At 51.5% G+C, this 15,277-nt stretch carries 15 protein-coding genes; 9 read left to right on the forward strand and 6 right to left on the reverse strand.

Annotated features, from left to right (window positions below):
• Positions 1-106: 106 nt before the first annotated feature.
• The 4 genes from fdnG to fdhE are packed head-to-tail and all read left to right on the forward strand — an operon-like array spanning position 107 to position 5,630.
• The gene (gene fdnG, locus LBF07_RS11120) at positions 107-3,157 is read left to right on the forward strand and encodes a formate dehydrogenase-N subunit alpha (RefSeq protein ID WP_094935278.1); all 3,051 of its coding nucleotides are present in this window, start codon (positions 107-109) and stop codon (positions 3,155-3,157) included.
• A gap of 12 nt (positions 3,158-3,169) precedes the next feature.
• Positions 3,170-4,072 carry a formate dehydrogenase subunit beta gene (gene fdxH / locus LBF07_RS11125; protein ID WP_010436855.1) on the forward strand — a complete coding sequence of 301 codons (903 nt, stop codon included), beginning with the start codon at positions 3,170-3,172 and terminating at the stop codon, positions 4,070-4,072.
• Complete coding sequence (gene fdoI, locus LBF07_RS11130) at positions 4,069-4,704, forward strand: formate dehydrogenase cytochrome b556 subunit (protein ID WP_010436852.1); 636 nt, start codon at positions 4,069-4,071, stop codon at positions 4,702-4,704. Before fdxH ends, fdoI begins: the two co-directional genes overlap by 4 nt.
• Positions 4,701-5,630: a formate dehydrogenase accessory protein FdhE gene (gene fdhE, locus LBF07_RS11135; protein ID WP_023309751.1), complete on the forward strand. Its 930-nt coding sequence runs from the start codon at positions 4,701-4,703 to the stop codon at positions 5,628-5,630. Before fdoI ends, fdhE begins: the two co-directional genes overlap by 4 nt.
• A gap of 39 nt (positions 5,631-5,669) precedes the next feature.
• On the opposite strand, the gene LBF07_RS11140 is transcribed toward fdhE, so the two are convergent.
• The gene (locus tag LBF07_RS11140; RefSeq protein WP_094935277.1) at positions 5,670-6,041 is read right to left on the reverse strand and encodes a type II toxin-antitoxin system VapC family toxin; all 372 of its coding nucleotides are present in this window, start codon (positions 6,039-6,041) and stop codon (positions 5,670-5,672) included.
• A gap of 2 nt (positions 6,042-6,043) precedes the next feature.
• Positions 6,044-6,286 (reverse strand): CopG family transcriptional regulator, encoded by a 243-nt coding sequence (locus tag LBF07_RS11145; protein WP_094935276.1) that lies wholly within the window; start codon positions 6,284-6,286, stop codon positions 6,044-6,046.
• A gap of 199 nt (positions 6,287-6,485) precedes the next feature.
• On the opposite strand from LBF07_RS11145, the gene LBF07_RS11150 reads away from it, so the two are divergent.
• Positions 6,486-7,406 (forward strand): alpha/beta hydrolase, encoded by a 921-nt coding sequence (locus tag LBF07_RS11150; protein WP_094935275.1) that lies wholly within the window; start codon positions 6,486-6,488, stop codon positions 7,404-7,406.
• An 8-nt stretch (positions 7,407-7,414) separates the two neighbouring features.
• Here LBF07_RS11150 and fabY read toward each other — a convergent pair whose 3' ends face one another.
• The 4 genes from fabY to yihX are packed head-to-tail and all read right to left on the reverse strand — an operon-like array spanning position 7,415 to position 10,309.
• Positions 7,415-8,356 (reverse strand): fatty acid biosynthesis protein FabY, encoded by a 942-nt coding sequence (gene fabY / locus LBF07_RS11155; RefSeq protein WP_039264191.1) that lies wholly within the window; start codon positions 8,354-8,356, stop codon positions 7,415-7,417.
• Positions 8,357-8,400: 44 nt separating this feature from the next.
• Positions 8,401-8,838 carry a D-aminoacyl-tRNA deacylase gene (gene dtd, locus LBF07_RS11160; RefSeq protein ID WP_008501836.1) on the reverse strand — a complete coding sequence of 146 codons (438 nt, stop codon included), beginning with the start codon at positions 8,836-8,838 and terminating at the stop codon, positions 8,401-8,403.
• Entirely contained in the window at positions 8,835-9,716 is an 882-nt protein-coding gene (locus LBF07_RS11165) for a virulence factor BrkB family protein (RefSeq protein ID WP_033146965.1), read from the reverse strand. The genes dtd and LBF07_RS11165 overlap by 4 nt, the downstream gene beginning before the upstream one ends.
• Positions 9,710-10,309: a glucose-1-phosphatase gene (gene yihX / locus LBF07_RS11170; protein ID WP_094935274.1), complete on the reverse strand. Its 600-nt coding sequence runs from the start codon at positions 10,307-10,309 to the stop codon at positions 9,710-9,712. Before yihX ends, LBF07_RS11165 begins: the two co-directional genes overlap by 7 nt.
• Positions 10,310-10,714: 405 nt before the next feature.
• Between yihX and LBF07_RS11175 the strand changes: the two genes are divergently transcribed.
• From LBF07_RS11175 to LBF07_RS11190, 4 genes are all read left to right on the forward strand, one after another.
• Positions 10,715-11,491 (forward strand): hypothetical protein, encoded by a 777-nt coding sequence (locus tag LBF07_RS11175; RefSeq protein WP_047059145.1) that lies wholly within the window; start codon positions 10,715-10,717, stop codon positions 11,489-11,491.
• A 2-nt stretch (positions 11,492-11,493) separates the two neighbouring features.
• Positions 11,494-11,778 carry a hypothetical protein gene (locus LBF07_RS11180; protein ID WP_023309759.1) on the forward strand — a complete coding sequence of 95 codons (285 nt, stop codon included), beginning with the start codon at positions 11,494-11,496 and terminating at the stop codon, positions 11,776-11,778.
• 68 nt (positions 11,779-11,846) lie between these two features.
• On the forward strand, positions 11,847-13,121 hold the full coding sequence (locus tag LBF07_RS11185) for an HlyD family secretion protein (protein WP_094935273.1): 1,275 nt from the start codon (positions 11,847-11,849) through the stop codon (positions 13,119-13,121).
• The gene (locus LBF07_RS11190) at positions 13,114-15,231 is read left to right on the forward strand and encodes a peptidase domain-containing ABC transporter (protein ID WP_224435144.1); all 2,118 of its coding nucleotides are present in this window, start codon (positions 13,114-13,116) and stop codon (positions 15,229-15,231) included. Before LBF07_RS11185 ends, LBF07_RS11190 begins: the two co-directional genes overlap by 8 nt.
• The last annotated feature ends 46 nt before the right edge of the window (positions 15,232-15,277 follow it).

The raw sequence follows: 15,277 nt of genomic DNA on the forward strand, positions 1-15,277 counted from the left end.
CCTCGTGGAATTGAGGGATTAACGCAAATTTTTCTCCTTTGCGGTCAATTCTCAACCGCGAAGTTAAAACTACATATGTAAGCAATGTCGAAACAAGGAGTGACCCATGCAGGTCAGCAGAAGGCAGTTCTTTAAGATCTGCGCTGGCGGTATGGCAGGCACCACGGCAGCGGCACTGGGCTTTGCGCCCGGCGTAGCGCTGGCGGAAACGCGGCAGTATAAACTGCTGCGCACCCGTGAAACCCGTAATACCTGCACGTACTGCTCTGTCGGTTGCGGGCTGTTGATGTATAGCCTCGGCGACGGTGCTAAAAACGCCAAAGCGTCTATTTTCCATATCGAAGGCGACCCGGATCATCCGGTCAACCGCGGCGCATTGTGCCCGAAAGGGGCCGGTCTGGTGGACTTTATCCACTCCGAAAGCCGCCTCAAGTTCCCTGAATATCGCGCACCTGGCTCCGATAAATGGCAGCAAATCAGCTGGGAAGAGGCGTTTGACCGCATCGCAAAACACATTAAAGAAGACCGCGATGCCAACTTTGTTGAGAAGAACGCCGACGGCGTCACGGTCAACCGCTGGCTCTCCACCGGGATGCTGTGTGCCTCTGCTTCCAGCAACGAAACCGGTTATTTAACCCAGAAATTTACGCGCGCACTCGGTATGCTCGCGGTCGACAACCAGGCGCGTGTCTGACACGGACCAACGGTAGCAAGTCTTGCTCCAACATTTGGTCGCGGTGCGATGACCAACCACTGGGTCGACATCAAGAACGCCAACCTCATCGTGGTGATGGGCGGTAACGCCGCTGAAGCGCACCCTGTCGGGTTCCGCTGGGCGATGGAAGCCAAAATCCACAACGGTGCGAAACTGATTGTGATCGATCCCCGCTTTACGCGTACTGCGTCAGTGGCGGATTTCTACACCCCAATTCGTTCAGGTACTGACATCACTTTCCTGTCAGGCGTATTGCTGTACCTGATGACCAACGAAAAATATAACCGCGAATACACCGAAGCTTATACCAACGCCAGCCTGATCGTGCGTGAGGATTACCACTTCGAAGATGGCCTGTTCAGCGGTTACGACGCCGAAAAACGCAAATACGATAAAACCAGCTGGAACTACGAGCTGGATGAAAAAGGCTTTGCGAAGCGCGACACCACCCTGCAACACCCGCGCTGCGTGTGGAACCTGCTGAAAGAGCACGTTTCCCGCTACACGCCGGAGGTGGTTGAGAATATCTGCGGTACGCCGAAGGCAGACTTCCTGAAGGTGTGCGAGCTTATAGCCGAAACCAGCGCGAAAGATAAAACCGCGTCGTTCCTCTACGCCCTCGGCTGGACGCAGCACTCCATCGGCGCGCAGAACATCCGTACCATGGCGATGGTTCAGCTCCTGCTCGGCAACATGGGAATGGCAGGCGGCGGCGTCAACGCCCTGCGCGGTCACTCCAACATTCAGGGTCTGACCGACCTCGGCCTGCTGTCTCAAAGCCTGCCGGGTTACATGAACCTGCCAAGCGAGAAACAGACCGATCTGCAAACCTACCTGACTGCCAGCACGCCTAAACCGCTGCTCGAAGGCCAGGTAAACTACTGGGGCAACTATCCGAAGTTCTTCGTCTCGATGATGAAAGCCTTCTTCGGCGACAAAGCGACGGCTGAAAACAGCTGGGGCTTTGACTGGCTGCCGAAGTGGGACAAGGGTTACGACGTTCTGCAGTATTTCGAGATGATGCACCAGGGCAAAGTGAACGGCTATCTGTGCCAGGGCTTTAACCCGGTTGCCTCGTTCCCGAACAAGAACAAGGTTGTTGAGTCTCTGTCGAAGCTGAAGTTCCTGGTGACGATTGACCCGCTCAATACCGAGACCTCAACCTTCTGGCAGAACCACGGTGAATCGAACGACGTCGATCCGTCGAAGATTCAGACCGAAGTGTTCCGTCTGCCGTCGACCTGCTTCGCGGAAGAGAACGGTTCTATCGTCAACTCCGGACGCTGGCTGCAGTGGCACTGGAAAGGTGCGGACGCCCCGGGCATCGCCATGAACGACGGCGAGATCCTGGCCGGCATCTTCTTACGCCTGCGTAAGATGTATGCGGAAGAAGGCGGCGCGAACCCGGAACCGGTGCTGAACATGACCTGGAACTACTCGACGCCGGAAAACCCAGCGCCGGAAGAAGTGGCGATGGAGAGCAACGGTAAGGCGCTGGCGGACGTTATCGACCCGGCCACCGGTACCGTGCTGGCGAAGAAAGGCGATCAGCTTAGTACCTTCGCGCACCTGCGCGATGACGGTACCACGTCAAGCGGCTGCTGGATCTTTGCCGGTAGCTGGACGCCGAAGGGCAACCAGATGGCCAACCGCGATAACGCCGACCCGTCGGGCCTCGGCAATACGCTGGGCTGGGCATGGGCATGGCCGCTCAACCGCCGCATCCTCTATAACCGCGCATCCGCTGACCCGCAGGGCAACCCGTGGGATCCGAAGCGTCAGCTTCTGAAGTGGGACGGCGCGAAATGGGGCGGCGTTGATATTCCGGACTACAGCACTGCCGCACCGGGCAGCGACGTTGGGCCGTTTATCATGCAGCCTGAAGGAATGGGACGTCTGTTTGCTATCGATAAGATGGCGGAAGGTCCGTTCCCGGAACACTACGAGCCGTTTGAGACGCCGCTGGGTACCAACCCGCTGCACCCGAATGTGGTCTCTAACCCGGCAGCCCGTATCTTTAAGGGCGATTTCGAAGCGCTGGGTAAAAAGGACAAGTTCCCGTACGTGGGTACCACCTACCGTCTGACCGAGCACTTCCACTACTGGACCAAGCACGCGCTGCTTAACGCCATCGCGCAGCCGGAACAGTTCGTGGAGATCGGCGAGAAGCTGGCGGGCAAGCTCGGCATTGCCCATGGCGATACCGTGAAGGTCTCCTCTAACCGCGGCTATATCAAGGCCAAGGCGGTGGTGACCAAGCGTATTCGCACGCTGAACGTTCACGGTCAGCAGGTGGATACCATCGGTATTCCGATCCACTGGGGCTATGAGGGCGTGGCGAAGAAAGGGTTCATTGCGAATACCCTGACGCCGTTCGTCGGCGATGCGAACACGCAGACGCCGGAGTTTAAGGCCTTCCTCGTGAACGTGGAAAAGGTGTAACGGAGACGACTTATGGCTTATCAATCTCAAGACATTATCCGTCGTTCCGCGACAAACAGTTTCACGCCCGCGCCTCAGGCGCGGGACCACCAGCAGGAAGTGGCGAAGCTTATCGACGTGACCACCTGTATCGGCTGTAAAGCCTGTCAGGTGGCGTGCTCGGAGTGGAACGACCTGCGTGACGAAGTGGGTCACAACGTCGGGGTGTACGACAACCCGGCGGACCTGACCGCCAAGTCCTGGACGGTGATGCGTTTCTCGGAAGTTGAGCAGAACGACAAACTGGAATGGCTTATCCGCAAAGACGGCTGTATGCACTGTGCGGATCCGGGCTGCCTGAAGGCATGTCCGTCAGAAGGGGCTATCATTCAGTATGCCAACGGTATCGTCGACTTCCAGTCCGAACAGTGCATCGGCTGCGGCTACTGCATCGCGGGCTGCCCGTTCGACGTACCGCGCCTGAACCCGGAAGACAACCGCGTCTACAAATGCACGCTGTGCGTTGACCGCGTCACCGTCGGCCAGGAGCCAGCGTGCGTGAAGACCTGCCCAACCGGCGCAATCCACTTTGGCTCCAAAGAGGATATGAAAACGCTGGCGGCAGAGCGCGTGGGCGAGCTGAAAACCCGTGGTTACGACAACGCGGGCCTGTACGATCCGGCAGGAGTTGGCGGTACGCACGTGATGTACGTGTTGCACCACGCCGACAAGCCGAACCTGTATCACGGCCTGCCGGAGAACCCGGAAATTAGCGCCACCGTGAAGTTCTGGAAAGGCATCTGGAAACCGCTGGCAGCGGTCGGTTTTGCTGCCACCTTCGCAGCGAGCATCTTCCACTACGTCGGCGTTGGTCCGAACCGCGCGGAAGAGGAAGACGACAACCTGCATGAAGAGAAAGACGAGGTGCGCAAATGAGAAAACGTGACACCATCGTGCGCTACACCGCGCCGGAACGCATCAACCACTGGGTCACCGCCTTCTGCTTCATGCTGGCGGCGATAAGCGGGCTGGGGTTCTTCTTCCCGTCCTTCAACTGGCTGATGCAGGTACTGGGTACGCCGCAGCTGGCGCGCATCCTTCACCCGTTCGTGGGTGTGGTGATGTTTGCCTCGTTTATCATCATGTTTTTCCGCTACTGGCACCATAACCTAATCAATCGGGATGATATCTTTTGGGCGAAGAATATTCGTAAGATCGTCGTCAACGAGGAAGTGGGTGATACCGGGCGTTATAACTTCGGCCAGAAATGCGTATTCTGGGCGGCGATTATCTTCCTGGTCCTGTTGCTGGTGAGCGGCGTGATCATCTGGCGTCCGTACTTTGCGCCTGCTTTCTCAATCCCGGTGATCCGATTTGCGCTGATGCTGCATTCATTTGCCGCAGTGGCGTTAATTGTGGTTATCATGGTGCATATCTACGCCGCCCTCTGGGTGAAAGGCACCATTACCGCGATGGTGGAAGGATGGGTAACCAGTACGTGGGCGAAGAAGCATCACCCGCGCTGGTACCGTGAAGTCCGCCAGAAACAGGAAAAGTCATCTGAATGAGTATTCGCATAATCCCGCAAGATGAGCTGGGGTCGAGCGAGAAACGCACGGCGGATTATATTCCGCCGTTGTTATTCCCCAGACTCAAGAACCTCTACAACCGCCGCGCAGAGCGTCTGCGCGAGCTGGCAGAGAACAACCCGCTGGGTGATTTTCTGCGCTTTGCCGCGCTGGTTGCCCACGCGCAGGAAGTGGTGCTGTACGACCACCCGCTGCAAATGGATCTGACCGCGCGCATTAAAGAAGCCAACGCGCAGGGCAAGCCGCCGCTGGACATTCACGTCCTGCCGCGCGACAAGCACTGGCAAAAACTACTGCATTCTCTGATTGCCGAGCTGAAGCCGGAGATGAGCGGTACCGCGCTGGCGGTCATTGAGAATCTGGAAAAAGCCTCTGACCTGGAGCTGGAAGAGATGGCGAGCGCGCTGTTTGCCTCCGACTTCGCTCTGGTGAGCAGCGATAAAGCGCCGTTTATCTGGGCTGCGCTGTCGCTCTACTGGGCGCAAATGGCAAGCCTGATCCCCGGTAAAGCCCGCGCCGAATACGGCGAGGCGCGCCAGTTCTGCCCAGTCTGCGGCTCCATGCCGGTATCGAGCATGGTGCAAATCGGCACCACTCAGGGGCTGCGCTACCTGCACTGCAACCTGTGTGAAACCGAGTGGCACGTGGTGCGCATCAAGTGCAGCAACTGCGAGCAGACCCGCGATCTGAACTACTGGTCGCTGGAAAATGAAGAAGCGGCAGTGAAAGCCGAAAGCTGCGGCGACTGCGGCACTTACCTGAAGATTCTGTATCAGGAAAAAGACCCGAAAGTCGAAGCCGTGGCCGACGATCTCGCCTCGCTGATTCTGGACGCGAAGATGGAGCAGGAGGGCTTTGCCCGCAGCTCGATCAACCCGTTCCTGTTCCCGGGTGAAGGGGAGTAATTCCCTCTGACAATGCCGGGCGGTGCGAGCTTGCCTGGCCTACAGCTGGTAAGGTGAAACGACCCCGGTGATGCCCGAAAAGTCTTTCGTATTGCGTGAGATTAACGGGCAACTTCTGCTCTGAGCTGTGGCCAGAATGATAGCATCAGGCAGTTTCATTCCATGCTTCTCGCGCAAAATTACACTTCTTTCAGCGATATCTCGGGTGATATCAATAATCTCAAATACGCCCATCACTGTCGCAGTTTTCGCTTCGTGACCATGTTTGCGGGCCCCCACCATGACTTCCATCCATGTGATCAGACTAATGGCTCGATGAGAAGCTGTGCGATCAATTGCATCCGCAGCCTCAACGCGATTATTAAAAAGATCGATGAGTATATTGGTATCGAACACCGCCATGCGCTCCATGATTACCACTCCTCACGCAGCTTGCGTTCATACTCAAGCCCATCTTCCTGCTGGTTTCCCCACAAGCCAAGCGCATCGCGGATAACCGATGAACTCTGCTGGTCGAGATATTGCTCAATGGCTTCCCGAAGCAATTCGGCACGAGGCCGGTTACGCAGCTGCTTCAGATTATCCAGTCGTTGAATTACGTCATCAGACAAATCGATCAGAATTCTGCCCATATCAAGATCCGCGGAAAGAATCATATATCACCTTAGTATATCACTATTGTCTATTTTCAAGGCAACATACGCTTTCATTCAGAAGGGTTAAAGCCCGTAGCTATAGTTTTCCTGCTATTTGCGAAGCGCTTTCCAGATTTATAGTCCTCGACAATTTTCTTATTTTCTTTTGAATCAAACCAGGTTATAAAGCTGTATATCCATACAGTTAAAGGGAATTTTCATGGCACTGGAACAGGGTATTGCGCAGCTGGTTAAGGGATTTATCGCTGCAGGCCGGCCTTCGTCACGTCGACAGACCATTGAGGTACGACGAGCAGGGTACATTGCCAGCACGGGGCTTGCCGGGAAGACAGAAACGCGCGTTCAGGTAGAGACGCTAGTGCTTGAGGGCCTTACCATTCGGGTATTTTCACCTCTTAATGCCCCTGAAATATTGCCTGCTGCCATCTACTATCACGGCGGATGCTTTATCAGCGGCGGCTTTGATACCCATGACAACCAACTCCGTCAGTTAGCCTGCTACGGCAATTGCCGGGTGATCGCGGTTCAGTACAGGTTGGCGCCGGAGCATACCTTCCCCGCCGCACATGACGATGCTGAAAGAGGTGCAGATCTGGTCTGGAAGTATGCGGACAAATTAGGCGTGGATAAGAACCGGCTCACCCTCTGTGGAGACAGCGCGGGAGGGCATCTGGCGCTGGTGACGTCATTGCGGCTCAACACTAGAGGACAATGGAAACCCGTACAGCTCATTCTTATCTATCCTATGCTCGACGCCACCGCCAGTTTTGAAAGCTATGCCCTCAATGGCACGGATTATATTATCACCCGCGATACCCTGCTCAGCGGGTATGAAATGTATCTTGCAGAGACTGACCGCCAGCATCCGGAAGCCAGCCCGCTGTGGCGCGATGATTTTTACGGGCTTCCGCCAGTGCATATCATTACCGCAGAGTACGATCCGCTTTGCGATGAGGGAGAAATGTTGTATCAGCATCTGACTGAGCAGGGTGTGAAGTGTACCGCTCAGCGCTGGCTGGGCGTCATCCATGGCTTCTTTCAGCTTGGCGGCGTCAGCCAGTCAGCGCGAGACGTTATGCGGGATATCGCCGGGCGGATTAACCACGCCCGAGGAGAGTGAACAGAAGATTACTCCTCCTCGTTCCCACCCTCTTCATACGCGCCGAAGGGCTTCGCTGGAAGAACAATGTAGGTGCCTTCAAACACCGCACCCGGTGTTTTATCGCCAAACAGTTCAACCTGCATTTGTACGCGGGCTTTGCGGCCGCGCGCCAGGCGGTCCAGATCGCCGCCCAGTGACCCCAGATCGGCCACGGCGCTCGGCTTGCCGCTTATCGGTGCGCTATAGCGGATGTGAGCATCAGCAAGAATAATGGTGCCGCCCAGATGGCGCTCGCGAAGCATCAGCCAGATGAGCCCCCAGCCGGTGAGCGTGGCAAGTGAGAAAAGACTTCCGGCAAACAGAGTGTGGTGCGGGTTTTGATTGCCGGTTTCCGGCATGGTGGTAATAAATTTTTGTCCGGTGTACTGCTGAATGCGCACACCCATTTTTTCGCTGAGCGGAATGTGCTGATACCAGGCCTGCTGCAGCTGTCCACACCAGTCGGCGCGATGAAGAATATCATCCAGCGTGGCGATGGGTTTGATCATCAAAAAATGACGAATCGGCGTGGTTTGTGGGGTCGTGATTTCCCCCTGATTCACAAAGCCGAGTTTGGCGAAAAAATCTACGGCATCTTCTCGGGCACTACAGGTAACGCGCTTAACGCCTTCCTGACGGGCGACGGACTCAAGGGTCATCGCCATTAGCGTTCCCAGACCTTTGTCCTGAACGGAGGGATGAACTGCCATAAAGCGAATCGACGCTTCGTTATCGGCGTTGATATACAAACGCCCGACGGCGACGAGGTTACCCTCTTCGTCCATCACCATCTGATGGTGGGCCATCGCATCCCAGGCGTCGCGTTCAGATCCTTTTGGCTGATGCAGTGGCTTGCGCAGCATTTCCCAGCGGAACTGGTAATAAGCGTCTAACTCTTCTTCCGTTTGCGGTACTCGAAGGTGATACATAGCTGTACTCTCTCTTGTTACCCGCGGCCACGCCGCCAGTTGGCTCATACCTGGAGCCAGAATGTGACGGGGCCATCGTTCACCAGCGAAACCTGCATATCTGCAGCGAATCGTCCAGTTTGTGTATTCATTTCCTGCTGGCGACAACGCTCAACAAAGTACTCGTAAAGTGCTTCTGCACGATCCGGCGCGGCGCCTTTGGAGAAGCTCGGACGCATGCCGCGCTCGGTATCCGCAGCCAGCGTAAACTGGGAAACCACCAGCACGCTGCCGCCCGCCTGCTGGACGTTCAGGTTCATCTTGCCTTCCGCATCGCTGAAAATACGGTAGCCCAGCACGCGCTCACACAAGCGGTTGGCTTTTTGTTCGTCGTCATCCTTTTCGACACCTAACAACACCAAAAGTCCTGGGCCAATTTCACCCGTCACCTCTCCCTCCACGGTGACGCTGGCACGGGTTACGCGCTGTATCAATGCAATCATGGTTGGTCTGCTTCTAATTGTTTTTCAGCTTCTGCTGCTTTTTTAAGTTCGCGGTACACACCGAGAGTGACAGTTATTTCGGCACCAAGCAAGACGATACACCAGGTCCAGTAGACCCATACAAACAAAATGGGGATCACCGCCAGCACGCCGTAAATCAGCTGATAGGACGGAAACATGGTGATGTAGAGGGCAAACCCTTTTTTACCGAGCTCAAAAAGCAACGCCGCCACCAGCGCGCCCACAACCGCATCGCGGTTAGGCACGCGCGTGGTCGGCACGACGCTGTAGAGCAGCCAGAAAGAAAGCCACGACAGGATCAGCGGAAAGATGCGAAGCGCATTATCAATTACGCCGTTTAAATCACTCGCCCAGCGCAAGGAGAGAAGATACGAACTGATCGCCAGGCTCGCCCCGGCCAGCAGCGGCCCCAGCGTAAGAATCATCCAGTACACGGCAAAGGAATAGACCTTTGGCCGCGCTTTTTTACTTCGCCAGATCGTGTTCAGCGCATTATCAATGGCGTACATCAACAGCAGCGCGGTAACGATAAGACCGCACGCCCCCACTGCCGTCATCTTGCTGGAATTGGCAACAAACTGCTCAATGTAGTTCTGAATGACATCCCCGGTTGCAGGAATGAAATTCGCGAAGACAAAATGACGAAGCTGCAGGCTGACGTCCGCAAACATCGGAAAGGCGGAAAACAGGGCAAAGATGACCGCCACCAGCGGCACTAATGAAAGCAACGACACGTAGGCGAGGTTACCCGCCAGCGTGGTCATGTTGTCCTCATCAATACGGTGCCAGAGCAGTTTCAGCCAGGCCCTTAGGGGGCGAGTATGATGCGTGGCTTTTTGATGAACGGTTTTTAGCATAGCTGCTTCGCAAAGTAGTTTGGTATCGTCTCTTTTCCGGTCACCAGAATTGACGTTATACCCAACTGGTTAGCTCCCTCTATATTATCGGCGTTGTCGTCAAAAAAGACCGCATCGGCCGCGGTGAATCCTTCCGCCTGGAGAACAGCCTGATAAATGCGTGCTTCAGGTTTACGCATGCCCATCTCCTGCGAGAGATAGATGTTATCGGCCGCCGCCTTAACTTCAGGATATTCCTCAGGCCAGAACGTGGTATGCAGGCGGTTGGTATTTGACAACACAACGACCCGATGGCCCTGCTCGCGAAGCTTGTGCATGATGTCGATCGCTTCAGGCCGGATGGCGACAAATACTGCCTGCCAGCCGTGAGAAAACTGCTCGTAGCTTAACGGTAGATCCATCTCCTGGCAGAAACGTTCAGCAAATTCTTCATCGTCGATCTCGCCGCGTTCATGCTGATGGAAGGTCTCGCCCATCGCGAAATTTTGCTTCAGTGTCGCCAGCGGAACGCGGCTAAAGTCGCTCCATGCACCCAGCACACGATTAAAATCGATATCGACGATTACGTTTCCTAAATCAAAGATATAAAGCATGTTTATCTCCTGCTCGCCGTGGAGAGGTAACTGTAGCGGGAAAGATAAAGTTTGGCTATGCACGAGATTCAGCTGAGAGGCAGCAGTATGAAAAACAAAAATTTAGCCCAGGAAGATGATATTGGCTTTCGGGCGATAGGCTGGGATGGGTTTTATTTAAGTGCGTTTTTGCGAGGATATACTTTTTAGTTCATTTTGCAAAAAATTATAGAAAAACGCTTCCATAAACTTTTTCTCATCACCATATTCCCCAGTTTTTGCCATGGCAATCCCATTTCTCGCGGCTTTGCGAGAAATTGCAACAAGTCTACTTTACTTAAATTTACATTTAGATACAAATCCTCTATTTATCTTCTTTTTTATAATGCTAAGTTTACATTACTTTACACATGGAGCTGCACTTTCGTGAAGATTAAAAAGGGATACGTCCTCAGTGCCGTTTTAATAGCAATACTCTGCGCATTCGCTATTTATTCATACAATGCCTACCAATTTAAAAAAGCCAGCAGAGATATTTTATATCAACTCTCTAGCCAATTAATTGTGAAGCAAGGGCTTGAACCAAAATCTTCAACCCACCTCGTTTTTGATACGTTATATATCGACGGAAACATATCCAAAGATGATGACAAAATCATTGTGGGACTTATCAAAAAAAACCTTATCCCTGTCAGAACAATATCGATAAACAGTGGTGGCGGCGATGTCGAAACTGCAATCAATATAGCACGAATTATTCATGATAAAGAAATTAACATTGAGATCAGGAGATTATGCCTTTCTTCCTGTGCTAACTATCTTTTCCCAGCGGCAAAAAACAAAATCATCAACTATGGTTCGATTATTGGTTTCCATGGGTCACCTAATTCTGATGACAATAAGTTAACAACTACAGTTAACGGAGAAATCAATACAGACACAACGATAACAGATCGCATTTTCTCAGAAATAAGAAAAACGGATAAAGCATTCTACAAAGATATAAATGTGTCATGGATGATGCCACTTTGCGGGCAAAAAGAAAATATTGGTGATCCAGACACAGGTCTGTCGACGTACAGCGAAAAGGATTTTACGCGTTTTGGCGTAAAAAACATTTCATTCACGGATGGTGAAATGGTATGGAAAAAGTCTATGGATATTATGGGTATACCTTTTGCTCACTATTGCAAGGAACATTAATAATGCGTGAACTCAATGAAAGTGAATTAAGCAACGTCAGCGGCGCAGGAATGTGGGGTTCTATCGGTAGTGCGATTGGTGGGATGTTCGGTGGTGGTAGTGCTGGTTGTAATGGCAGCTATTCTCACACCAGCACCACTAATAAAGATGGTTCTCACTCTGAAAGCACATCCTTTAGCGGTGGTTGCTCGGTTAACGTTGGTGGTAAAAGCGGTGGTTCATCAAAAGGTAATGGTGGTTCGAAAAGTGGTGGCGGCCGCCAGGGTAATGATCACGGTAGACATTAATTCCTGAATCATTATAACTCATAGCCGCTGATATTTAGCGGCTATTTCCACCCTGCAAGAGGCCAGATATGTTTCGCAAGGAAGCTATTGAATATCAGAGTACCCGGTGGGAAGGGAAAGCCGTTCTTCTGCCGGGCATCCCTTTTGCTTTTATCATATTGCTCAGCATTGTTTTTATTGCTTCCATTTCTATTTTTATTACCAAAGGTTCCTATACCCGTCGCGTCATCGTTCACGGTGAGGTAACCACTTTCCCTGGCTCAGTGGATATCTCTGCATCAATGCAGGGTACAGTCGTGAAGAGTTTTGTTAATGAAGGCGATCGCGTAAAAAAAGGTGACGCCCTCTTTCTCATTCATTCGGGTGTATCGACGCAATCAGGCCTGGTTGATGAAAATAAAAAAAAGGAGATCGCGCTACAGATAAACAGTATCAGCGTAATGATGGCAAATTTGAACGCTTCAAAAAAACGTACTCTCGCTGCGCTAACAACTCAAAAAGATCATTATCAGTCCAGTTTTAATACCTCATCTGGGTTACTCGTGCAGGCTGAACGGGAACTGAATCAGATTGAGAAGAACGTTAACGATTACCGTAGTTATCAGGAAAAAGGTCTGGTCACCAAAGACCAGATGAGCAGTCAAAACGCACTACTCTATCAACAGCAGAGCAATGTTTCTGACCTGGTCGCCAGAAAATCACAAGACCAGGTTCAGGTCGATACGCTCAATCAGCAGATCCAGTCCCAGGGCGCTGATTATGACCATCAGATTTACCAGCTTGAGCAACAAAAATACGAGCTGGAAAAAGAAAAGTTAAATACAGAAGCGGAAGGTAATTATGTCATCGAGGCAACAGCCGATGGCTTAATCGACTCCATCAATACGGCGCAAGGTAAGATGATCGGCGCAGGCGATGTACTGGCGCGAGTTCAGCAGAATATCCATTCACCATGCTATCTCGAAACCTGGGTTCCCGATGAAGTTCTTCCTTATCTGGCGATTGGCCAGCGCGTTAATGTCAGTTACGACGCCTTTCCTTATGAAAAATTTGGTCAGTTCAGGGCATCAATATCAGCAATATCCAGGCTTCCGGCATCGAAGCCAGAACTCCTGTCAAAACAGACCATCGCACACGAATTCTATGACGATAAAAAGTCCTGGTACAAAATCATGATCAAACCTGACCTACAGTCTGTGCAAGTTCATGGAAAACAACTCTCACTGAGCCAGGGAGCCAAAGCGCAGATTTCTCTTTTCCTTGAAAAGAGACATATCTATGAGTGGTTATTATCGCCCTTTTACGAAATGAAAATGAGCGTAACGGACGCGGGTAATGAATAAACTTTATACACTTGAGACGCTGCTGCACAAGTTGGATTTGAGGATATTTAAACGCATCCCAGTTGTCTTTCAAACTGAAGCGTCTGAATGTGGCCTGGCCTGTCTTTCAATGATATGCAGTTTTTATGGCAAGCAGGTCGATCTACTGCAACTCCGGCAACAATTCAATTTGTCATCACGTGGGGTCAACCTTCATGCGATAAAAGCAATTGCCAGTGAACTGGAGATGTCGTCACGCGCATTGTCCGTGGACCTTCAGGAATTACATGCCGTGCGTAAGCCCTGCATATTGCATTGGGATTTTAACCATTTTGTCGTACTGATTAAGGTCGATAAGAACAGCGCGGTGATCCACGACCCTGCGTTTGGACGACGGGTGATTAGCATGCCTGAATTGTCCCAACATTTTACTGGTGTTGTGCTTGAGGTATGGCCGGGAACCACTTTCTCAGTTCAAAAGAAGAAAAACAGGTTAAAAGCCTCCACGTTATTAAAGAATATCAACGGACTGATGACATCACTGGCGAAGATATTTTTCTTATCGCTGGTGATTGAGTTGATCAGCCTGCTGTTGCCTGTGGGAACACAATTAGTCACGGATCATGTCATTGCATCCGGAGATTACGGTTTACTTAATATCATCTGTCTTGGGCTGTTTATTCTGATTCTGTTACGTTTGACGGTCAGTATCATTCGCTCCTGGACCACGCTGATACTGGGAACACTCATCGACGTCCAGTGGAGTTTTAGCCTTTTTTCTCACCTTATTAAGCTACCAACCACCTATTTTGAAAGACGCAAACTGGGGGACATTCAGTCTCGTTTCCACTCACTTGATGTTATACGGGCCACTTTTACCACAGGTTTAACTGGTAGCATTATTGATACGCTAATGCTCATGGGTTTGCTGGTAATGATGTTTTTATACAACCTTCAGCTCAGCATGATAGTGGTCTCTTTTACCGCAATATACACCTTCATTCGGTTTGCTACCTATCGATACTATCGCCAGTTATCCGAAGAAGAGTTAATCAAGGAAGCACGTCTTAATTCTTATTTTATGGAAACCCTGTACGGTATCGCGACGATTAAGATTCAGGGGATGACTGACCTGAGAATCAATAACTGGTTTAATCTTTTTTCAGATAAGGTCAATACCGGCATTCGTTTGACGCGAATGGATCTCTTCTTTGGTGGTGTCGTCTCTTTTATCGCTGCCTGCGACCAAATTGTTATCCTGTGGGTTAGCGGCAGGCTGATGATGGATAGTCATTTAACCATCGGTATGTTTATCGCGTTTAATACCTTCAGGAGTCAGTTCTATGACCGAATAAATGCCCTGATCAACTTTATCATTCAGCTGAAGCTCATCAACTTACATAATGAACGCGTAGCCGATATTGCGCTGCAGGAAGCATCTTCTTCAACGGCCACCAGCCCGCTGCGTTTACCACACGGAGCCTTAACGCTCGAAACTCAGGATCTGACCTACCGTTATGATAACCATGCGGACCCTATATTCAGCAAACTGAATCTGACCATTCATGCCGGGGAGAGTATTGCTATTACGGGCGTATCGGGTGCAGGTAAAAGCACCTTGATGAAAGTGTTGTGCGGTTTATTCGAACCGTCGAACGGCTGCGTCCGAATTAATGGCATTGATATTAAGCAACTTGGTTTTGAGCGTTATGCTGAACGCATTGCCTGTATCATGCAGGAAGATAAGTTGTTTTCAGGCTCTATCAAAGAGAATATCGCCGGTTTTCGGCCTGACATTGACGAGCAGTGGATGGTGCAATGCGCCATCGCAAGCCATATTCATAATGACATTTTAAAGCTACCAATGGGTTACGAGACACTGATTGGTGAACTTGGGGAAGGGTTGTCCGGGGGTCAAAAACAGCGGATTTATATTGCCCGGGCATTATACCGCAAACCGGGTATTTTATTCATGGACGAGGCGACCAGCCACCTTGATAAAACCAGTGAAAGTCAGGTCAATCAGTCTATACAGGAGATGAACATCACCAGGATTATTATCGCGCATCGCGAAACCACGATTGCATCGGCAGATCGGGTGTTCGTGATAAATGGAGCAGAGTTACCCTAATCCCTGAATTTCGCAGGAAAGAGATAGCTTCGGGACATAACGCCCC

This window comes from Enterobacter cloacae complex sp. ECL352 (assembly GCF_020149545.1).
Taxonomy (GTDB): domain Bacteria; phylum Pseudomonadota; class Gammaproteobacteria; order Enterobacterales; family Enterobacteriaceae; genus Enterobacter; species Enterobacter asburiae_B.

Coding starts and splice junctions, on each gene's coding strand:
- fdxH (WP_010436855.1), top strand. CDS start 3,170: ATGGCTTATCAATCTCAAGACATTATCCGTCGTTCCGCGACAAACAGT.
- fdoI (WP_010436852.1), top strand. CDS start 4,069: ATGAGAAAACGTGACACCATCGTGCGCTACACCGCGCCGGAACGCATC.
- fdhE (WP_023309751.1), top strand. CDS start 4,701: ATGAGTATTCGCATAATCCCGCAAGATGAGCTGGGGTCGAGCGAGAAA.
- LBF07_RS11140 (WP_094935277.1), bottom strand. CDS start 6,041: ATGGAGCGCATGGCGGTGTTCGATACCAATATACTCATCGATCTTTTT.
- LBF07_RS11145 (WP_094935276.1), bottom strand. CDS start 6,286: ATGATTCTTTCCGCGGATCTTGATATGGGCAGAATTCTGATCGATTTG.
- LBF07_RS11150 (WP_094935275.1), top strand. CDS start 6,486: ATGGCACTGGAACAGGGTATTGCGCAGCTGGTTAAGGGATTTATCGCT.
- fabY (WP_039264191.1), bottom strand. CDS start 8,356: ATGTATCACCTTCGAGTACCGCAAACGGAAGAAGAGTTAGACGCTTAT.
- dtd (WP_008501836.1), bottom strand. CDS start 8,838: ATGATTGCATTGATACAGCGCGTAACCCGTGCCAGCGTCACCGTGGAG.
- LBF07_RS11165 (WP_033146965.1), bottom strand. CDS start 9,716: ATGCTAAAAACCGTTCATCAAAAAGCCACGCATCATACTCGCCCCCTA.
- yihX (WP_094935274.1), bottom strand. CDS start 10,309: ATGCTTTATATCTTTGATTTAGGAAACGTAATCGTCGATATCGATTTT.
- LBF07_RS11180 (WP_023309759.1), top strand. CDS start 11,494: ATGCGTGAACTCAATGAAAGTGAATTAAGCAACGTCAGCGGCGCAGGA.
- LBF07_RS11185 (WP_094935273.1), top strand. CDS start 11,847: ATGTTTCGCAAGGAAGCTATTGAATATCAGAGTACCCGGTGGGAAGGG.
- LBF07_RS11190 (WP_224435144.1), top strand. CDS start 13,114: ATGAATAAACTTTATACACTTGAGACGCTGCTGCACAAGTTGGATTTG.